Origin of the sequence: Fictibacillus enclensis, assembly GCF_001457035.1 — a bacterium.
GTDB lineage: Bacteria > Bacillota > Bacilli > Bacillales > Fictibacillaceae > Fictibacillus_C > Fictibacillus_C enclensis.
Genome location: NZ_KQ758617.1, coordinates 1755823 through 1774682 on the forward strand (window position 1 = coordinate 1755823; position 18860 = coordinate 1774682).

General features: G+C 45.5%; 21 protein-coding genes and 1 riboswitch. Of the genes, 1 reads left to right on the forward strand and 20 read right to left on the reverse strand.

Features of this window, described 5'->3' with window-relative positions; translation table 11 throughout:
• Positions 1-11 precede the first annotated feature (11 nt).
• The 16 genes from AS030_RS09025 to AS030_RS09095 form a co-directional block, all read right to left on the reverse strand.
• On the reverse strand, positions 12-821 hold the full coding sequence (locus AS030_RS09025) for a histidinol-phosphatase (RefSeq protein ID WP_061970756.1): 810 nt from the start codon (positions 819-821) through the stop codon (positions 12-14).
• A 27-nt stretch (positions 822-848) separates the two neighbouring features.
• Positions 849-1022 (reverse strand): hypothetical protein, encoded by a 174-nt coding sequence (locus tag AS030_RS23545; RefSeq protein ID WP_156412563.1) that lies wholly within the window; start codon positions 1020-1022, stop codon positions 849-851.
• A gap of 152 nt (positions 1023-1174) precedes the next feature.
• Entirely contained in the window at positions 1175-2965 is a 1791-nt protein-coding gene (locus tag AS030_RS09030; protein WP_061970758.1) for an ATP-binding protein, read from the reverse strand.
• On the reverse strand, positions 2962-3681 hold the full coding sequence (locus AS030_RS09035) for a response regulator transcription factor (protein ID WP_061970761.1): 720 nt from the start codon (positions 3679-3681) through the stop codon (positions 2962-2964). The genes AS030_RS09030 and AS030_RS09035 overlap by 4 nt, the downstream gene beginning before the upstream one ends.
• 114 nt (positions 3682-3795) lie before the next feature.
• The gene (gene ccsB, locus AS030_RS09040) at positions 3796-4989 is read right to left on the reverse strand and encodes a c-type cytochrome biogenesis protein CcsB (protein ID WP_061970763.1); all 1194 of its coding nucleotides are present in this window, start codon (positions 4987-4989) and stop codon (positions 3796-3798) included.
• A gap of 20 nt (positions 4990-5009) precedes the next feature.
• Positions 5010-6623, reverse strand: a complete 1614-nt coding sequence (gene resB, locus AS030_RS09045; protein ID WP_061970765.1) for a cytochrome c biogenesis protein ResB — start codon at positions 6621-6623, stop codon at positions 5010-5012.
• Between the two features lie 14 nt (positions 6624-6637).
• A complete protein-coding gene (gene resA / locus AS030_RS09050; RefSeq protein ID WP_061970767.1) occupies positions 6638-7165 on the reverse strand; it encodes a thiol-disulfide oxidoreductase ResA in 528 nt (175 codons plus the stop codon).
• 58 nt (positions 7166-7223) lie between these two features.
• Positions 7224-7973, reverse strand: coding sequence for a pseudouridine synthase (locus AS030_RS09055; RefSeq protein ID WP_061970769.1), 750 nt, complete (start codon positions 7971-7973; stop codon positions 7224-7226).
• Between the two features lie 113 nt (positions 7974-8086).
• Positions 8087-8617 (reverse strand): spore maturation protein, encoded by a 531-nt coding sequence (locus AS030_RS09060; RefSeq protein WP_061970771.1) that lies wholly within the window; start codon positions 8615-8617, stop codon positions 8087-8089.
• A 3-nt stretch (positions 8618-8620) separates the two neighbouring features.
• Complete coding sequence (locus tag AS030_RS09065) at positions 8621-9214, reverse strand: nucleoside recognition domain-containing protein (RefSeq protein ID WP_061970773.1); 594 nt, start codon at positions 9212-9214, stop codon at positions 8621-8623.
• Positions 9207-10376: a D-alanyl-D-alanine carboxypeptidase family protein gene (locus tag AS030_RS09070; RefSeq protein ID WP_061970775.1), complete on the reverse strand. Its 1170-nt coding sequence runs from the start codon at positions 10374-10376 to the stop codon at positions 9207-9209. Before AS030_RS09070 ends, AS030_RS09065 begins: the two co-directional genes overlap by 8 nt.
• 74 nt (positions 10377-10450) lie before the next feature.
• Positions 10451-11008: an isoprenylcysteine carboxyl methyltransferase family protein gene (locus AS030_RS09075; protein WP_061970777.1), complete on the reverse strand. Its 558-nt coding sequence runs from the start codon at positions 11006-11008 to the stop codon at positions 10451-10453.
• A 16-nt stretch (positions 11009-11024) separates the two neighbouring features.
• Positions 11025-12113, reverse strand: coding sequence for a type III polyketide synthase (locus tag AS030_RS09080; protein WP_061970779.1), 1089 nt, complete (start codon positions 12111-12113; stop codon positions 11025-11027).
• A gap of 83 nt (positions 12114-12196) precedes the next feature.
• Complete coding sequence (locus tag AS030_RS09085; RefSeq protein ID WP_061970781.1) at positions 12197-12586, reverse strand: hypothetical protein; 390 nt, start codon at positions 12584-12586, stop codon at positions 12197-12199.
• A 15-nt stretch (positions 12587-12601) separates the two neighbouring features.
• A complete protein-coding gene (gene scpB, locus AS030_RS09090) occupies positions 12602-13189 on the reverse strand; it encodes an SMC-Scp complex subunit ScpB (protein ID WP_061970783.1) in 588 nt (195 codons plus the stop codon).
• Positions 13186-13938: a segregation/condensation protein A gene (locus AS030_RS09095; protein ID WP_061970785.1), complete on the reverse strand. Its 753-nt coding sequence runs from the start codon at positions 13936-13938 to the stop codon at positions 13186-13188. Before AS030_RS09095 ends, scpB begins: the two co-directional genes overlap by 4 nt.
• Before the next feature lie 126 nt (positions 13939-14064).
• On the opposite strand from AS030_RS09095, the gene AS030_RS09100 reads away from it, so the two are divergent.
• Positions 14065-14583: a DUF309 domain-containing protein gene (locus AS030_RS09100; RefSeq protein WP_061970787.1), complete on the forward strand. Its 519-nt coding sequence runs from the start codon at positions 14065-14067 to the stop codon at positions 14581-14583.
• A 51-nt stretch (positions 14584-14634) separates the two neighbouring features.
• Here AS030_RS09100 and AS030_RS09105 read toward each other — a convergent pair whose 3' ends face one another.
• From AS030_RS09105 to spoVAEA, 4 genes are all read right to left on the reverse strand, one after another.
• A complete protein-coding gene (locus AS030_RS09105) occupies positions 14635-15069 on the reverse strand; it encodes a peptidylprolyl isomerase (protein WP_061970789.1) in 435 nt (144 codons plus the stop codon).
• 72 nt (positions 15070-15141) lie between these two features.
• A complete protein-coding gene (lysA, locus tag AS030_RS09110) occupies positions 15142-16467 on the reverse strand; it encodes a diaminopimelate decarboxylase (protein WP_061970790.1) in 1326 nt (441 codons plus the stop codon).
• A 103-nt stretch (positions 16468-16570) separates the two neighbouring features.
• A riboswitch (Lysine riboswitch) is annotated at positions 16571-16749 on the reverse strand.
• Between the two features lie 69 nt (positions 16750-16818).
• Positions 16819-18300, reverse strand: a complete 1482-nt coding sequence (locus AS030_RS09115; RefSeq protein WP_061970792.1) for a spore germination protein — start codon at positions 18298-18300, stop codon at positions 16819-16821.
• Positions 18260-18859, reverse strand: coding sequence for a stage V sporulation protein SpoVABEA (gene spoVAEA / locus AS030_RS09120; RefSeq protein ID WP_074440493.1), 600 nt, complete (start codon positions 18857-18859; stop codon positions 18260-18262). The genes AS030_RS09115 and spoVAEA overlap by 41 nt, the downstream gene beginning before the upstream one ends.
• Between the last annotated feature and the right edge of the window lies 1 nt (position 18860).

Below are 18860 nucleotides of genomic sequence, written 5' to 3' on the forward strand. Positions count from 1 at the left end.
TGTGTTTTAAGTTAAAAGGATATTTCTTTTCTTTGTCCCTTGTTAAACGTCATAACCGAGGTGTATCCTGTTTCCTTTGCCAGTTGAAACGCTTGATCATAATCTGCTCCTACATGACCGGGCTCGTGTGCGTCAGAAGAAAAGACGATCGGTATTCCTTTATCTTTGCACATCTTGAGAAGAACGGGTTCTGGGTACAGCCTTTGAACGGGTTTTCTTAAGCCGGCAGTCGAAATCTCCACACAGGTCTTTGAATTTTTCAGTGCTTCAGTGGCCCGGTCGTACTGCTCAAGCAAAAATTCTTCATCCTTGGGTATGTACTTGAAAATCTTAACAAGATCTATATGGCCAATGATGTCAAAAAGATTGGACTCCGCGAGCGTGACCACCTGATCGTAATATTGTCTGTACACCTCATACAGGTCCCTGCGGTCCCATTCTTTGCGGTATTCCGCCAGGTCGATTCCGAAATCACCTACCCAGTGGACAGAACCAATGACATAATCAAAATCATAGTTTGAGATAAACTGCTCCATCTCTTTATGGCTACCGGGGGTATAGTCCATTTCGATCGACATCTTCACATCCAAATCGTTGTTCCATGCTTCATGAAACAATTTCACATAGTCTTCCATATCATAGTATCTGCGTTCTTCCATCCAGGGCTTGCTGACAATATCCTTCGTTTGATAGAAATGATAGGCATGTTCAGAAATCCCGAAATTAGGAATGTTTTTAGAGCGTGCTTCATCCACAAATTTCTTTAAGTAGTCCAGTGTGAGCGTTCCTTTTTCCAAATGATTGTGATAGTCTGTCGGCAAAACCGTTTCCTCCTCTTATTGTACAACCTATTTCTTGGGCAAATCCTTATCCACTTTTGTACCATGAAAAACGGGTTGCTTCAAGTGTTTTTCGAAATTTCCCCTCGATTTCGCCTCTCCGCCCTTCCCTCCAAGAAATAGCATGCCAATACAAAGGGTGATCGCCAGTACTACCAAAAAACGTCTTCCGTAGTCTTTCATCTTTTCCTCCTGAAACAAGAATCACCCTTTCATGTTATGCGGAAGACGTTTTTTAAGAACCTTTACCGTACGAGATAATAAAAAAACAAACGGAGGGAACCGTTTGTTTTTGGGTTTGTTTCTTATGGAACAAGAAAAATCGGGCGAATTACCTATTCTTCAACAGATAGCGGCAAGAAGATGGAAAAAGTGGTACCTTCGTTGAGCTTGCTGTGAACCGAAATGCTCCCATTGTGGGTCACCACAATATTTTTTGCAATGGCCAGTCCAAGGCCGGTACCGCCTTTTTTTCCGCGTGTTCGTGCTTTATCGGCTTTATAAAACCGCTCAAACACAAACGGAAGGTCTTCTTCTGCAATCCCTGATCCATTGTCTGTCACTTCAATCTTCAGCCCCTGTTTGAACCGTTCCACCAAAATGGCGACCTTGCCGTTCGAGGCGGTATGGCGAAGGGCATTATCGATCAAATTGGTCAGCACCTGTTCAATTCGGTCAGGGTCAAACCGGGCGGTGCCATGTGCCTTCAGGTTAAGGGTGAGCTCAATGTCACGCTCTCTGGCAATGCCATAAAATTTCCGGACGACCCGCTCAAAGAACTCGTTAACCGAAACCGTCGCCGGACGCAGCTTCATCTGTCCGGCTTCAAGCCTTGCCAAATCGAGTAGCTCATTGACCAGCCGCCCCATTCTGAGCGATTCATCATGAATGATCTTCACAATTTCTTTTTCCTCCTCCCTGGAACCAGCCACATCGTCCACGATGGCCTCACTGTATCCCTGAAGCATAGAAATCGGTGTTCTGAGTTCATGCGAGACATTGGCAATGAAATCTTTGTTCAGTTTCTCCATCTGCCGCTCTTCTGTCATATCACGAAGTACAGCCACCGCTCCCCTTACAAAGTATTGGTTGTAAAGCGGAGTCATAACGACCACCCAGCTTCGCCCCTGAATATCAATTTCGATGTATTGTTCTTTTTCGGAAGTGACAACATTTTGAAACAACTCGGTAAGCTCCGATGGCAGGGCTTCTTTTTTGTCCTTGTCCATTCCCTGTTCATAATACCAAGCCTGCAAAAAACGCTGTGCAGGAGGGTTCGAAACAAGGATGCTCATCCTGCGGTCAAACGTAATAACGCCATCGGCCATCGAGCTGAGAATTCCAGACAGCTGTTCCTTTTCCTGATTCAACGCAGTAATGAAATTTTTCAGCTGCCTCCCCATCCTGTTAAACGCCATGGCAAGTTCACCGATTTCGTCATGGGTCAGCATCGGCACCTTCATATCGAATTCACCACGAGCCATATGAGAGGCCGCTTCCCTCATCTTGCGCAGCGGCGCAGTCACACGGCTGGATAGAAAGAAAGCAAAGATTGTTGTCAGGATGATGGCGATGCCAGCCGATAAAAAGATCAGTCTTTTGGTATAATTGGTGCTTTCAGCTATGTTTTCCAGTGACTGATACACATAAACGGCACCGGTTTTTCCGTTTTCCATCTTAAAGGGAAGACCGACGATCAGAAGCCTGTTATGTATTTCCTTCCCTTTTGACATGACTGGAAAATCGCCCTTCTTGACCACTTTTTTACCGTTTTGGTAAACAGAGGCGAGGGATTTATTTTTAAAAAAGACACTCACCGGAAGGTCCGCTTCTTCCTGCTTTCGTGATGTCGGTGAGTAATGCTCCTTTTTATTCATGATGATCATGGCGTTCAAGGAATAGGCATCCACGAGCTCCGATGAAATGCGCAGCGCCTCTTCTTTGCTGTTATAGTCCTCAAGAAGTTCCACCATTTTATGCGTGAGCTTGGTGAGCTGTTCTTCCGCTTGATTATCGTAATAACGGCCAACAAACTGCGTCAGCATCACCGTCAGTATGAACAAAACAACCGAAACCAGAAGTAAAATGGTGACCCACAGTTTTCCGACGACACTACGCCAGATCATGCTTGTTCTGCAACCTCAAATTTGTAGCCGACTCCCCACACCGTCGCAATCATGGATGCAGCTTCCGGAGACACTTTATTTAATTTTTCACGGAGCCGTTTAACATGTGTATCCACTGTTCTCAAATCCCCAAAGAACTCATAGTTCCATACATCTTTTAAGAGCTGTTCCCGAGCATACACTTTATCCGGTGTTTTGGCCAGATAATAAAGGAGCTCGTATTCTTTTGGTGTCAGGTTGACCTCCTTGCCCCCGGCAATCACACGGTGAGCGTCATGGTCAATGGTCAGATGCGGAAACACAATAATATTTTTGGCAACCGACTCCGTTTGTAAGAATTTTGTGGAAGAGGACCGCCGAAGCAGCGCTTTAACCCGCAGAATCACTTCACGGGGGCTGAACGGTTTTACGATATAATCATCCGCTCCGGACTCGAAGCCCTGGATCCGGTTAACTTCTTCCCCTTTTGCTGTCAGCATAATAACTGGTGTCGCTTTTCGCTGTCTTAATTTTTCACAGACTTCCATACCGTCCATACCCGGCATCATGAGATCAAGCAATATCAAATCATAGTTCAGTGTCAAAGCAAAATCCAAAGCTTCCTCTCCGTTTTCCGCTTCATCCACTTCATAATTTTCGCGTTCCAGGTACATTTTTAAAAGCTTGCGGATTCGTTCTTCATCATCCACGATTAAAATCTTCGCTTCTTTTTCCACTGGTGTTCCTCCATTTCATTGAATCTGCACCTCTATCATACATGAACAGCTTGTATATAACAAAACCCTTCATCTCAAAAGGAAAAATTGAGATGAAGGGCCGCTTTTTTCGTGTTACGCATAGGAATGAAGGCCGGATATTACAAGATTAACAGCAATCAGATTGAACATGATGATGACAAATCCAATGACGCACAGCCAGGCTGATTTTTCGCCATGCCAGCCTCGTGAAAGGCGGAAATGAAGATAGGCGGCGTAAAACAGGAAGGTGATCAAGGCCCAAACTTCTTTTGGATCCCATCCCCAGAACCTGGTCCAGGCCTCCTGTGCCCATATCATGGCAAAGATCAGCGCCCCGAGCGTAAATACGGGAAAGCCGATGGCCACTGACCGGTAGCTGATTTCATCCAACAGATCCGGTTTCAGGTTCATGAGCTTCGGCTGAATCGCGGCTGAAATTCGTTTTCTTAAAATGAGCCGGACAATGCCGTACAGCACACCGCCTGTAAGCAGCGACCAGATAAAGGTATTGAATTTCCTTGGAGCCTGCTCTCCATTCATCCACGAAGGTGAGGCAACGAGCGGTCCAAAGTGGTCATCTGCCTGAGTACCGTTCGGCGGTCCGACAAGCGCAGGCACATTGTAGGTTAATTCCACCTTCTGATCCTTCTTGTCGGTGAAGTTGAACGATGTTTCATAACCTGCTGCTGCAGAAATGGCGCTTACAAGAATAAAGCCGAATACACATAAGAGAAAATACATAATGATTTCGAGCATTTTCGTCTTTTTGGTAGAGCGAGTCTGGTCAACGACCCGGATTAGAAAAATCAATCCAGCGACAAAGGAAATGGATAGAATTCCTTCTCCCAGCGCAGCTGTTGTAACATGGATTTTCAGCCAGTCACTTTGAAGTGCAGGAATCAGCGGGGCGATATCCTTTGGAAACATGCTGGCATACGCAATAACAAGAAGCGCGATCGGCATGGCAAAAACACCTAGCGCGTTGGTTTTGTATATCCCATACAGCAGGATAAAAGCAAACACCATCATCATCCCAAAAAAGGTTGTGAATTCAAACAGGTTGCTGACCGGTGCATGTCCGCTGGCTATCCATCGGGTCACAAAATATCCGAGCTGCGAGATAAAACCGAGGATAGAAAGAGCGTAGCCCACTCTTCCCCATCTTCTCGTATAAGCCGCTTTGTTCTCTTTTCCTTTTTTATCAGAAAGAGACATGGCAAAGACAAGCGTTGCAATGAGATAAATAATAAAGGCGATATAAAGCAAAGTACTGCTGAGTTCAGCCATAATAACCTCCTGTACAGGGCTTAAGCACTTTTTTCGTCACTTTGGTCAATCGGCATGACCAGCCCGGAATCTTCTGAAATGTTCTGCATCTCTCTTTTCAAGCCAAACCAGTTTTTGTTGGTATGGGCAGCAATCCATAATTGACCGTTTCTCTGTTGAATCCAAATTCTCCGGTGGTTCCAGTACAGACCCTGGACCACACCGAGCATGAAAATAATGCCCCCGATGATGATGATTGGAAGGGTCTTATCCTTTTTGACGGTCAAAGCTGAAACATTCTTAGTTTCAATTCCTGAAAACGACATTTTGTATTTGTTGTCGCCAGCCTCCACATTTTTCCGTATGCCAATAAACGCCGTTTCCCCTTTCGGCGTCTCCGGGGTAAACATCTTGAAAACAAAAGCAGGATTATCGGGAACACTGTTTTCCGTCGTTGGCTGGTCATTTTCGTCGAGTTTGAAGTTCGGAAAATACTCAACCATCTCCACTTTGTAGCCGTTTCCAAGAACGTAGGTAGATTTTGGATTAAACAGGTTTACTTTAATCTCGCCATAGCTTTTTCCTGATTTTTTATTTTCCAGCTTCAGATTCATCCTATGAAACTCATTTAACTTAAAATCTACTTGATAGAGAGAATAATCATTAAAGGATAACGGTTCATTGACTTTAATTTTAGCGTCTCTTTCTTTCTTAAGCTCTGGTTTTGCCCCGACAACATCAGAAGGACCCGCATGGTAAAGGGTGACATTGCTTTGATAGTTTTTAGGCACAGGATTCCCTGTTTTGTCCAGGGCAGCTGAATAATCTTTATCCTTCTTGTCATAAAGTTCCATAATAAATTTGTGGTTCTTCAGATAGTATTGTCCATCTTCCGTCTTTGTTCCGGGTACAGCCACTGTCTCACCTTCCCGAATCCACAGTGTCTGATCGGTATACATACCCGGGAAGAAACGAAGCATCGCCCCAATCAGAAATATGATCAGACCGGCATGGTTAACATAGGGCCCCCATCGTGAAAAACGATTTTTCTCAGCAAGGATATTGCCGTTGTCTTCCTTGATTTTATAATGTTTCTTCGCCAGCACACGTTTCACACGGTCCATGGAAATTCCGCTGTCGGACACGGCAAAAAGCCTCTGTCTTTTCATAAAGCTCTCATGCCTGGTCACCCGCTGGTATTTAAGGGCTCTGTAGAGAGGAAACCCACGGTCAATGCTCACAATAATGAGCGAGATCCCAAGCGCTGCAAGCAGCAAAAGAAACCACCAGGAACCATAAAGATTATGAAAACCCAGCAAATAGAAAATCTGGCCCGGTGTTCCGTATTCCTCTTTGTAATAAGTTGTCGGGTCCACATTAGGTGGTATGTACATTTCTTGCGGAAAGATGGTCCCAATCGCTGCAGCAATTAAAATCACAATAATGATCCAAATTCCCACTTTAACGGATGAAAAGAAATTCCAAATTTTATCAACCATCGTTTTATTGTAGGTTTGAGAACGCACGGCGCTTCCCTCATACCTCATGTTGATCAATTCGCGCGAATTTTCATTGGTTAACGGCTTTCCGCACGATTCACAGATTTCGGTTCCGAACGGATTGCTATGGCCGCATTCACATTTGATTGTTTTCAATTTTGCACACCCCGTTACGGCTTGATTTTTTCCATATACGATTTAATGGTCTCATTCGATAACGACTCACTCGTTATTTCGATGACTTTTCCGTTTTTGTCCACCAGGAACGTGGTTGGGATTGGCCCAATGCCATACGCTTTGGTGACTTCCCTGGATCCATCAAGTGGAATAGGAAAAGACAAATGAAAGCGGTCAGCAAAATTCTTAACAGAAACGCGGGATTCCCCCACATTAACGGCGAGAATCTCTACTCCCTGCTTCTTATAATTTCTGTATTCCTTTTGCATATACGGCATTTCCCTCTGACAAGGCTTGCACCAGGTTCCCCAAAAATTCAGGAATACACCCTTTCCTTTGTAATCTGAAAGCTGTACCTTGTTTCCCTGTAGATCCGTCAACTCAAAATCGGGTGCTTGATCTCCTTTTTGAACACTGCCGCTTTTATCGTTAAATACATTATTATATAGGGTGTAGCCAACCGCAACGGCAACGATGACAAGGAGAATCGAACGAAACACCAGTCTTTGCTTTTTCTTCACGTGCGACGCTCCCATCTTCTGCTTCTAGGTTTCCATCTTAACTATAACGCCTTGTATTTTAGTTATGGCCCCTCTTTTTTGACGGTTGTGTGACAGCTTGGTTTCGCAGTTGCTTCACTTCATGAGGCGTCAGCTCTCTAAATTCCCCTGGATTTAGGCCTTTCACGTCCAAAAAAGCATACCGTTCCCTTTTCAGCTTCAGGACCGGATGCCCAATGGCTTCAAACATTCGCCGTACTTGACGGTTTCTTCCCTCATGGATAGTGAGCTCAATAATAGCCGTCTGCTTTTTCTTGTCTCCCGAAAGGAATTTAACCCTTGCCGGAGCCGTTTTTCCGTCATCCAGCATGATCCCTCTTTCAAGCTTTTTCAGAACTTCCCGTTCCGGAATTCCTTTTATCTTTGCAATATAGGTTTTATCCACTTTATATTTCGGGTGCATCAACTCATTGGCAAATGTACCGTCATTGGTCATAATCAGGACACCAGATGTATCATAATCCAGCCGTCCGACAGGAAAGATCCGCTCCTCGACGATATCTTGAAAATAATCGGAAACCACCTTTCTTCCTTTATCATCCGAAACTGCCGTAATCACTCCAGATGGCTTGTACATTAAAAAGTAAACCGATTGTTCCCTTTCGATTTGCACGCCATTAACTTCAATCCGGTCTTTTCCTGTAACTTTTGTCCCAAGCTCCCGGACAACGGTTCCGTTGACTTTAACTTTTCCTTCCGTGATTAACTCTTCTGCTTTTCTTCTTGATGTAATGCCGCTTTGGGCAATTACCTTTTGTAAACGTTCCATGATTTCACCTCATTTAACATCATACTCTCTCGCCTTCCATTTCACAAGGTCGCAACAGAAAAGCCGGTTTATAAACAAAAACACACCGGATGTTTGGTTCCATCCAGTGTGTTCTATGAAAATACGAGACTGACAACCACAATTGAAGCGATAAAACCGACAAGATCAGCCAGCAAACCAACCTTCAGAGCATAGCCCATTTTCCGGATGCCCACCGCCCCAAAATAGACGGTCAACACGTAAAAGGTTGTATCGGTGCTCCCTTGAATCGTTGAAGCAAGCCGGCCAACAAAGGAGTCAGGGCCATGGGAAGCGATCAAATCAGATGTCATGCCAAGCGCCCCGCTTCCGGAAATGGTTCGCATCAGCCCGAGCGGAACAACTTCCCCAGGTACATGCATCCAATCAAACAGCGGCTTTCCAAAATCGAGAAGGAGATCAAGCGCTCCTGAAGCCCGGAAAACGGATATCGAAACGAGCATGCCGACCAAATATGGAATCATAGAGACAGCAAGAGAAAAACCTTCTTTTCCACCTTCCACGAAGGCTTCATAGGTTGGCACCTTCTTGCAGGTGCCGTATAGCAGAATGAATCCGATCAAAAAAGGAATAAACCATATCGAAAATGAATTTATGAAACTCATACTCTATTTTTTCCCCTTCCGGACGGACCTGTAATAGAAAAAGCGGTCAATAGAAAGTGCGAACACGGTGGAGACAGCCGTAGCCATCAGTGTTGTCCCTACTATGTCCGTAGGGTTTTGCGAGCCGTAGTTCATCCGGATGGCAATAATAGTCGTAGGAATGAGCGTAATGCTCGAAGTGTTAATCGCCAGCAGGGTAATCATGGAGCGGCTCGCTTCGTTTTTCCCCCCGTTTAATAATTTCAGCTGTTCCATAGCCTTAATGCCCATAGGAGTAGCAGCATTCCCAAGGCCAAAGAGGTTTGCGACCATATTGGATAATATATAGCCAAGCGCCGGATGGCCTTCTGGCACATCTGGAAAAAGCCGTTTAACGAGCGGGCGGAACAAAAGAGCCAAAAACTCCAGCAGCCCGCCCTTTTCCGCAATTTTCATCAATCCCAGCCAGAAAACAAGGATACTGATCATGCCCAGACTGATGGTGACGGCTTCCTGTGCGCTTTTAAAAACGGCTGCATTCACCTTATCCACATTGCCGCTGAAAATCGCGACAATAAACCCGGTCACCATCATCCCCACCCAGATGTAATTAACCATGACGAGTACCTCCGTTTATCGCGAACAATGAGGCAACCATCTGTTTAAACACATTCCAGATACTCCTGTCTTCCTTCACCAGGCCTTTCCCTTCATAAAACAAAGGAAGATTACCAATGATTTGGTCTCCAAGCATCACCTTCATTTTGCCAATTGGTTTAGGCACTGCTCCCTTTTTCCATTTTCCTCCTTTTGGCGGCTGATACAGATTCACCGATTTTTGGATCTCCCTTTTCTCCCCCTTCATCAAGGGGTAATTGAGGTCCCTTGCCGCTTCAATTTTATTTTCATACGCTTTAAGCTTAATCCCGTCTACAACCCCTTTTTTAACGAGGCTGGTCAGCTTGAACGTCCGGTACCCCCAGTTAAACATGGCAGAGTGATCTTCCCAGTCATTGGGATCATTCAACGTAACGGCGATCAGCCCCATGTCGTCCTTTTTGGCGGTGGATACAAGGGTGCGTTTAGCAAGCTTTGTATAGCCCGTTTTTCCGCCAGTGGAATAGGGGTACAGCTTCAGCATTTTATTTTTATTCCTCCAGACCCGTTCCCATTTCTCGCCTTCTTGTGGCGACCGGTACATAACAGAGGAGGAAATCTCCCTGAACTTTTCATTTTCCATCGCATACCGGGTAAGCAGCGCCATATCATAGGCGGAGGAATAATGGTCATCGTGGTCATCAAGACCATGCGGATTTCTGAACAGGGTGTTCTTCATTCCGATTTCACGGGCTTTTTGATTCATCATATAAACGAACCCATCCATACTGCCGCCCACATATTCGGCGATGGCCACAGCTGAATCATTGCCTGAACGGAGAATCAATCCATATACGAGATCATTCAGGGAAATATGCTCCCCCGGTTTTAAATAGAGAGAAGAACCTTCCGTCCGTGTCGCCCTATCACTGATGGTGACACGGTCAGATAGCTTGCCCGATTCAATGGCAAGGATCGCTGTCATGATCTTGGTAATGCTTGCAATGCGCATGGGACGGTGTTCATTGCGGGCATAAAGAATCCTTCCTGATTCCTGTTCCATTAAAATAGCGGCCCTAGCTGATACACCAGGCCCTGCAGCTTTTACTTGAGGAAGCATGCAGGTCATCAGAAGTGCAGCCACTATAATAAGCATTGTCCATTTTTTCGTTGAATAGCGCATGGTATCCCGTCCTTAGTTGTTTTGTACAAGTTTATGCAAAAAACGGACGGTTATGATTGGTAAATTCTTTCCAGTCAGCGATCATCGCCTGGCAGGAACCGATGCTTCCCCTCAAAATGGGCGTTATAATTGGTTGCCTTCTGCAATGCCTTTTCTTCTTCCGGTATTCGGACAGACAGAATAACCGCATTTAAAATGAGAAAGAGCACCATTGTGAAATAGGCTTGAAACACTAAAGGAATCGTAATAATTTCAAGGGTAACGATGACATAGTTTGGATGTCTTATATATTTGTATGGTCCTTTGGCCACCACATGAGCACCGGGCAATATAATGATCTTCGTATTCCAGAAATGGCCTAAAGAGGAGATGCACCAAACACGAGCGCATTGGGCAAGAAGAAATAGTGAAAAAGGGATCCACCACCAAAATGCCGGTTGTTTATTAAACAAAAGTACTTCCACTAAAAACGAAATAAAAAAACACGTATGTATGCCGACCATCCATTTGTAGTGTTCCCGTCCTGCTTCAAAAGCTCCTTTGGAAAGCAGGTATTTTTCATTTTTTCTGGCAATCAAAAGTTCTGCAAGCCGTTGAATCACCAGCACTGCAAAAAAAATCCAGAACAGCATGGATCCGCCCCCTTTTTTATCTCCATTGTATATAAAGCAATTCAGATGAAAATCCCGGTCCCAGCGCAGCCATTAGACCGGTATCCCCTCTTTCAGGCATTCTTGCCATAAAACGTTCCATCACATAAAAGACCGTAGCGGATGACATGTTCCCAAATTCCTGAAGGACAGCCTTGGAGACATCCGATTTCTCAAGAGGCATGTCCAAAGCATCCACATAGGCATCCAGCACTTTCTTTCCGCCGGGGTGAGCAATAAAATGACGAATATCACGGCCGGTAAGGGCATTGCGTTCAAGAAATTGATCCACATTGGGCTTCAGCCAGCCACGAATGATGTTAGGAATGTCACGGGAAAACACGACATACAATCCGTTGTCTTTTACATCCCATCCCATCACCTCTTCAGAGTTTGGCATGAGGGTTGACATGGTATCTCTCACTTCCGGCACAGCGTCTAGAGATGAGGCGCTCCTCGCCTCAGATTCATCCCCGCAAAGCAAGGCGCAGCCTACTCCATCCGAAAATAGTGACGTGCCCACCAGGTTGCTTTTACTTTGATCATCATGCTGAAACGTCAGACTGCAAAGTTCCACACTCAGCACAAGCACGTTGGCGTCCGGAAACGCTTTGCAATACTCATAAGCTCTTGAAAACCCGGAAGCCCCGCCTGCACAGCCAAGACCCCAGATCGGGATTCTCTTGGTATGCGGGGAAAACGGCAATTTATTCATAATCCTGGCCTCGATGCTCGGTGTGGCTATGCCTGAACTGGAAATAAAGAAGATAGCATCAATTTCATGATAATCAATCGGACGGTTTAAAAACGGAGATTCCTGCAAGCACTTTCGAATGGCCCGGCCGCCAAACCGGGTCGCACTCTCGATATATGAGTCATTTTTCTCCTGCAGAGAGTGGGGTTCGGCAAACCATTCGATCGGCTTGGCGAAATAGCGCGTTTTGATTTCTCCATTATGAAAGACTTTCAAAAGCCGTTCAATGTCCTTAAACGAGCGGCGAAATAAGCCTCTTGCAAATTCAAGTGTTTGTTCCTGTTCCAGTTTGTGGGGCAGGTTTGTTGTTTGGACGGATAGAATTTTAGGCATGAACGAACCTCCGAATAAGTAGTTATATGAGTTTTCCCTTTTTCCTTTCCTTTTACGCTTGTAAATAGAAAAAAGCCCCCTGTTTAAAGGAGGCATTCTTTAGGATTTGACTTATGCTGTTCCAACTGGACCCAGATCTTTTTCACTTTGTTCCAGTCAAGATTCTGAAACAGAATAGAGAATTGATCCTGATTATTGACATATACTTTCCGGCGTTCAAGATAGCCATCCGCCTGCATCAGGCAGGCAAGAGCAGCAATGTCCTTCACAGCGAGCTGCTCTCCATTTTCCATCGTGAGCTGCTCTGTGAGATCCGGCAATTGTTCTTCTAGAAATCTCACATACAGCAACTCAAAGGAACGGTCCTTCCCCTGATGGGTATACTTGACTTCCGAACGGTTAAAAAGGTCCTCAGGGGAATTAGACTTTGCTTTTTGCAGCTCATATCCGGCAAATGATCGAATTTCCAACAAATCCTCAGCTCCTTTTCATTCATCCATGGTTTCCTGAAACTTTGAAAAAAACAAGTCTGCTTCCTCTTCAATGGACCCGTCATTGACCTGCTCAGGAAGTGGGGGAAGTTCTTCGAGGGACTTCAAGCCGAAATGTTCAAGAAAACTCTTGGTCGTTCCGTACAAAATGGCACGCCCTGTTCCCTCAGCCCTGCCCATCTCGGCGATCAATCCCTTCGATGAGAGAGTCTGCAGCGGTTTTTCAGTTTTTACCCCTCTTACTTCTTCAATCTCTGCCCGGGTGATGGGCTGTTTATAGGCGATGATGGCCAGTGATTCAAGGGCGGCCTGGGATAAACTGGTGTGTGACGGAGCTGCGACCAGCCGCTCGTAATAAGATGCATGCTCACGCTTTGTCACAAATTGATAGGAACCGGCGATTTCTATAATTTCCATTCCTCTTGAGCCCGACCGATAGTCATTGAGCAGTTCTTCTAGCAGTGCTTCAACTTCTGTCAAGCTAACCTGCAGAACATCTGCCATCTGCTTTTTGTCAATGCCCTCCTCTCCGGATACAAAGATCAGTCCTTCAATGACTGCTTTCTGTTCTGCTGATTGCTTCAAACTTCATTCTCCTTTGGTGCATAAATAAAGATTTCGCTAAAGTTATCTTCTTGCTCGCATTCTACTTCTTTCGTTTTCATAAGCTCCAGGACAGCGAGAAACGTAACAACAAGGTGCTCCCTGCTCGAAGTGGTAAACAGCTCTGAAAATTTCTTTCTGCCCGAGGTTCTGATGTCCTGAATGATTTGCTGCATCCGCGTTTCAATCGGAATTTCCTGACGCTCAATGGTCGTCTTTCTTGGAACCCTCTCCATTTTTTTCGCAAAGATTTTCTGCATGGCCGCCAGCATATCATAAATCGTTACATTGGCAACAGGATTCAGGGCTTCCTCCTCATTTTCATAGGAAGTGAGATCCATTGGCTCTCTGGTGAAAATCATGCTTCTCGCCGTTTCCTTTTCTTTCAAATCATGCGCTGCCTGTTTAAATTTCCTGTATTCCACCAGTCTTCGTACCAAATCCTCCCGCGGGTCGTCATCCTCATCCAGATCAAGCTGATCATCGGAATCGAGAACTTCCTGTTTGGGAAGAAGCATTTTGCTTTTGATGGCAAGCAGTGTAGCAGCCATTACCAAATATTCGCTGGCTACATCCAGTTTTAATTCCTGCATGGTATGTATATAATTCATATATTGTTCCGTTATGACCGCGACCGGGATATCATAAATGTCAATTTCATACGTACCAATAAGATGCAGAAGCAGATCCAGAGGACCTTCAAAAGCATCTATCTTCACGCTGTATTTCATTCTCGCAACCTCTGTTTCTACAATGTATCTTGTATCGGAATTATACCATATTTTAAAGGGAGTTCCTTTTTTGCTTTCTCTTTTTTTAGTAGAATAAAGAAGAACCTGTCCGAAGGAGGACCTTCAATGTACCCTGAAGCTTATATTGACTTTCTGGCATACTTTCATGGAACAAGGGATTATTTCGAGTGCCATGAAGTCCTCGAAGAACACTGGAAAAAAGAAGGCATGCAAAATGACGTCTGGGTGGGCCTGATTCAGATTGCTGTCTCCCTTTATCATCAACGAAGGAGCAACTATGAAGGGGCGCGCAGAATGATGGAAAGTGCTATTAAACACCTTAACGGCCAAAAAGATAACCTTACAGAACTGGGTCTTGATCATTCCCTGTTGCTTGATCAGTTAAAAAAACGGCTCAGTGATATCTCCACCCGCAGCCCCTACACCGACATGAATCTTCCTGTTACAGACGAGGGTCTTCTTGATGTGTGCTGCCAATCCATAATGAAACATGGTTCCTTATGGGGAGCTGTGAGCGATATGGATAATGACCAGATTATCCACAAACACCGGACCCGGGACCGCAGCGAAATCATTCGTGAGCGGGAAGCACAAAAAAAACGAAAAAACAAAACAGCGGAATAAGAAAATGGAAACAAATAAAAAAGCCTCCTAAAATGGAGGCTTTTTCTGCTATTATTCTTCCCAGACTTTGACTTCTTTCATGACATCGCCTTGCTTGATGCGAAGCACGGTATCCATGCCTTCTGTCACTTGTCCGAAAACGGTATGAACACCGTTCAAATGAGGCTGCGGCTCATGTACAATGAAGAACTGGCTTCCGCCTGTGTCTTTTCCTGCGTGCGCCATGGATAATGAACCAGCGACATGCTTGTGAGGGTTTCCTTCGGTTTCACATTTAATGGTATACCCAGGGCCGCCTGCCCCTGTTCCCGTAGGATCTCCGCCTTGTGCTACAAAGCCGGGAATAACACGGTGGAAAGTTACCCCATTATAAAACCCTTCGTTTGCAAGCTTTTCAAAGTTTGCTACCGTTCCGGGTGCTTCTTCCGGAAACAGCTCGATTGATATTTTTTCTCCGTTTTCAAATTCAATTGAACCTTTTTTCATGTATATTACCTCCTGAATTCAGCATACTTCCTTATTTTATGCTTTTTTTGGCCGAGCGTCCAGTGAGCTTGATTAATTACCGGCCAATACGCCGTTTTTTAACGGCAGGTCCAGCCTTAGCAGGTCTTCATAGGTTTCTCTTTTGACGACGAGCTGTTCTTCTCCATTTTCCGCAAATACAACCGCAGGCCTTGGAATACGATTGTAGTTGTTGGACATGGAATAGCCATAGGCCCCTGTACAGAATACAGCAAGGTAATCACCGGTTTGCGCTTCGGGCAGAAGAATATCCCATATGAGCATATCCCCGGATTCGCAGCATTTCCCTGCAATAGACACCTTTTTTGTTCCTTTTTCTCGCGCCCGGTTGGCAAGTGCCGCTTCATATTGGGCCTGATATAGTGCAGGTCTGATATTATCGCTCATCCCTCCGTCTACTGCCACATAATGCCTGACCGAAGGAATATCCTTTTGTGAGCCGACCGAATAGATGGTGGTTCCTGCGTCACCAACGAGCGAACGGCCGGGTTCAATCCAGATTTCAGGTACTGAAACTGAATTTGAAGCAGATAGTCGTGTCACTTCACCGATCATCGCTTCAATGTATTCTTTGGGCTCGAGCGGTTCATCTGCCTCTGTATAACGAATCCCAAATCCACCACCAAGATTTAACACTTTGGGAAAAAAGGACAATTCATTGTTCCATTTGGCAAGGTAATCATACAGTTTCTGAATGGCCAGAATGAAACCCGCTGTTTCAAAAATTTGCGAACCGATATGAAAATGAACCCCAAGAAGGGTAATCGCATCTGAATCCAGTGCTTCAATCACTGCTTTTTCCGCCTGGCCATTCTGAAGGTCGAAACCAAACTTTGAATCTTCCTGTCCCGTTAGAATATATTCATGCGTATGAGCCTCGATACCAGGAGTGATTCTAAGAAGAATGGACGTTTGTGTATTCATTTTGTCACAGAGCTCATTAAGCATGCGCAGCTCATGAAAATTATCCACAACAAAGCATCCGATTCCGGACTTCAAGGCATATTGTAGCTCATCATAGCTTTTATTGTTGCCATGAAAATGGATGCGTTCTGCAGGAAATCCAGCAGCAAGAGCTGTATAAAGCTCTCCCCCGGAAACAACATCCAGGCTTAAGCCTTCCTCTGCCACCAGCTGGACCTGCGCAAGGCAGGAAAATGCTTTGCTCGCATAAGCCACTTGGGCTTTTATGCCTTGTTCCTCAAACGCTTTTTTAAACGATCTTGCGCGTTGCCTGATCAATTCCACATCGTAAATATAAAGCGGTGTTCCGTATTTTTGTGCCAGCTGAACCGTGTCCAGCCCGCCGATCGTCAAATGATTGTCTTCATTAATCGAGCTTGTGCCATGTAAGTACATCATAATCTCCCCTTTTCTATCCTGCAGAGATTCTTTTCCGACGAAAAAAACAAAGACAGCCCATGTATAAGGTACACTGGCTGTCTACTACCGTACCCCCATTTGCCGGAATAGTTCTCCACTGCAAGCATTGCAGTGACAGTCCGCTGTCTGTTCGGCAGCGGCCCAGCATGAGAATGGATGGATCATTCCCACACTTCGGCAAATTGGCCTTTAAAATGATTTCATCATGTCCATTCACTCCATCATCCTACTCATCCGCTTTGCGCCTCTACCCCATTATTTATAAATGAGGCATATCCAATTGTTATGAACAAATTTATCACAAATTTTGATAATCGGCAACACTTCTTAAGAAGTTGGCTGCTTTTTGCTGTTTTGCGGATGAACGATGCTCGGCCGGACTTTCGATAGAGGCACAGCGAGCCGGATCATGATCTGCACAAACGCCTTGGCGTTGAATGGGATAAAAGGCCACAGATAGGGCGTATTTAAATTTTTCACAAAAGCAAGATACAGAAGCAGCAGAGTGGCGCCTACGACAAGCCCGGGCACATGGAAGATGGCCGTTAGCACCAGAAGGACGAGCCGGAGCATTTTGTTGGCAACACTGAGTTCATAGCTTGGGGTAGAAAACCCTCCGATCGCTGAGACTGATACATATAATATGACTTCCGGAACAAACAGTCCCACATCGATGGCGATCTGGCCAATGAGCACCGCTGCGATCAAGCCCATCGCCGTCGAAAGCGGGCTGGGGGTATGTATCGCGGCTACTCGCAGGATTTCAATCCCGATTTCCGCAAAGACAATTTGCAGGAACAAAGGGATATTCGTCGTTTTGTTTGGTCCGATAAAATCGATATTCGATGGCAGCAGTCCTTCCTGTGTAGCATAAAGGTACCAGAGCGGCAGGAGGAGAAGCGAGGCAATGATGCCGGTAAACCGGACCCAGCGGATAAAAGCCCCGACCATCGGCGTCTGACGGAATTCCTCTGCATGCTGTACATGGTGAAAATAGGTTGTCGGTGTAATGATAACACTTGGGCTCGTATCGGTGATTACGAGAACATGGCCTTCCATTAAATGCTGGGCCGCAACATCCGGCCGTTCGGTATACCGGACAAGCGGAAAAGGATCCCAGCCTTGTTTCACAAGAAATTCTTCAATGGTTTTATCGGCCATGGGGATACCATCGATATCAATACTCTGAAGTTCTTGTTTAACAAGATCGACAAGCCCTGGATCAGCTATATCCTCAATATAAGATATACAAATATCCGTTTTGGAACGCTTTCCGACTTGCATTATTTCATGACGCAGCCGCTCGTCGCGGATACGCCGGCGGGTGAGAGCTGTATTAATGATGATGTTCTCGGTATATCCGTCCCTTGAGCCACGGACCACTTTCTCTGTGTCCGGTTCTTCCGGCTGACGGCCAGGATAGCTTCTTACATCAACGATGAATGCCTGGTCTTCGCCTTCCAAAAATACAGAAATCAGTCCGGAAAGCATTCTGTCTATGGCAATCTCCAGGTTATCCGTCAACTCCACCTGCTGATGGGAAAGGTGATCGTGCAAAATTTCTTTGACATTGGAAGGCGCACGGTGCCCATGATCCATGTCCATGATCTCCCGCATAATTTCAATGATAAAGAGACTGTCGCATAGCCCCGTGCAATAGTAGATCTGAACTTCCTTTTTCAAGACATGAAGCTTTCTGACTCCTACATCAAAACTGACACCAATCCCGAGCCTCGATTTCAGCTCATGTTCGTTTTCCTGGATTTTTTTACTGATTGGTGTCTTCTGTCTTTCCTTTGATTCCTGCATTAAATCCGCTCCTTTCCAGGATGGTCGCCACCGCCAGGCTGGTGACGGGTGCCCCCTTTTCCACCGCATCATGTCCAGCCATTTTTCCGATATCACCGATCCCAATGACGATCGGCAGGTTTAATTCATCAAGAATGTAAACCGTGTCACCGTTAATCCTCCCTGTTTCAAGATCAGGGAGCCCGCTCTTATCAATGCCAAATTCCGTAAAGTTTCCATAGCGGTCAATGGAGAAGTGGACTTTTGTCCATTCGGAATGACGTGTTTTTGAAGCAACTGCTATGGCCCCGAGAACTTCAATTCCCGGATGTCCGCATACTGCGCGCATAGCCAGTTCCCCCGGTCCTTCCCCACGGAATCCGCAGTCATCAAACATGACGAGCACGGGATCATATGGCGTTTTTAAGATCAGGGATACAAGCTGTTGGCCGGTTAACCTTGAAGGATTGCCCCATGAGTGGGAAATACAGCGTCCTCCAATTTCGCGGGCGACATGCTCTACCGCACGCAGTGCATAAAGATCCCCGTCTGTTATCAGAATGACGCGTTTTTTTCCCACC